The organism is Kitasatospora sp. NPDC005856 (genome assembly GCF_040629945.1).
GTDB lineage: Bacteria > Actinomycetota > Actinomycetes > Streptomycetales > Streptomycetaceae > Kitasatospora.
Genome location: NZ_JBEXWT010000258.1, coordinates 1 through 1,040 on the forward strand (window position 1 = coordinate 1; position 1,040 = coordinate 1,040).

General features: G+C 63.0%; 1 protein-coding gene and 1 pseudogene. One reads left to right on the forward strand and one right to left on the reverse strand.

The genetic code is table 11. The features are described 5' to 3' along the window. Window positions 1–177 precede the first annotated feature (177 nt). Window positions 178–702 carry a hypothetical protein gene (locus ABZ449_RS42340; protein WP_360357540.1) on the reverse strand — a complete coding sequence of 175 codons (525 nt, stop codon included), beginning with the start codon at window positions 700–702 and terminating at the stop codon, window positions 178–180. Window positions 703–964: 262 nt separating this feature from the next. Here ABZ449_RS42340 and ABZ449_RS42345 point away from each other — a divergent pair. Next, window positions 965–1,040 (forward strand): annotated as a pseudogene (locus ABZ449_RS42345) (VOC family protein); the annotation flags it as partial.

Genomic DNA, 1,040 nt, shown 5'->3' on the forward strand with positions numbered 1-1,040 from the left:
AGCTCGGCCAAGGGCCTCAGGTTTGCGGCGTACTGGTCGACGTCGAACGTCAACGTGCCACGATCTCCAACGTCGGGCAGCTGGCGACCGACGTCGGTCCACTGCACTTGCCGCTCCCTCGCAGCAGCCGGGCAGACAGCACGCCGCAGCCCCCAGTTCCGCAACCGGGGCAGGATGTTAGAGCCCTGGGATGCCGTAATCGGGGGTGTCACGCTCACGGTTCGGTGGATCGTGCTTCTCTCCGTGCTCATCGGACGGCATCATTCTATCTATTTCTTCTATGAGTTCTTGGTAGGACGGGCGTTCCGTCGGCTCTCTGCCCGCTGGTTCCGGTGCGTGCGCGCGGTCTTTCTCGGGTTGCGCGATTGACCGTTGACGTGGAGAGTCGCCGTCGGATCGTTTCGGTGGTCGCGGCGCTGGCGGGACATGTCGTGGCTGGGCGGGTCTTGTCCACTGTCGTCCGCTGATGTCCGGGCCTCGATTCCTGCGCGATTCGTTCCACGCCGAGGGCATGTTCGACAGGATCATCTCGATCAGGCGCAGGATGTGCGCGAGCAGCGCAGGGGTTTCCACATCACGTCCGTTCCTCCTCGCCTCTTCGGTTTGGAGGTGATAAATATGATAAGTTACGAAAATTGCTGCCAGGCTCATCAGAAGGCCGCCCGCGGTGCCTGCCAGGGCTATCCAGTCGGATATCTGCATGGATCGATTCTGCACGCCGGCCGCAACTGCCGATCTTGCGGTATCTCCCTGGTCGACAGCCCGGTTGCTGTGGCACACCAGATGCGGTGACCGCACGTCACCCGGCGAGCGTGCCGTCCGCATTCATGATCTGGTCCCGTACCAGCGGTGCGACAGCCGCGACGCGGCAGACGGTCTGCTCTGAATGTCGAAGACCGCCGGGTGGCTCCGTCCTCGGGGAGGATGCGGTCATCGTGATCGCAGCAGAGCAGGGAGATCCGGCATGGCGATCCAGCGGATGGACAACGTCCTCATCGTGGTCGAGGACCTTGACGCGGTCATCGCGTTCTTCGTCGAAC

Bases quoted from the DNA above. Each gene is read 5' to 3' on its own strand.
- ABZ449_RS42340 (WP_360357540.1), bottom strand. From the start codon at position 702: ATGCAGATATCCGACTGGATAGCCCTGGCAGGCACCGCGGGCGGCCTT.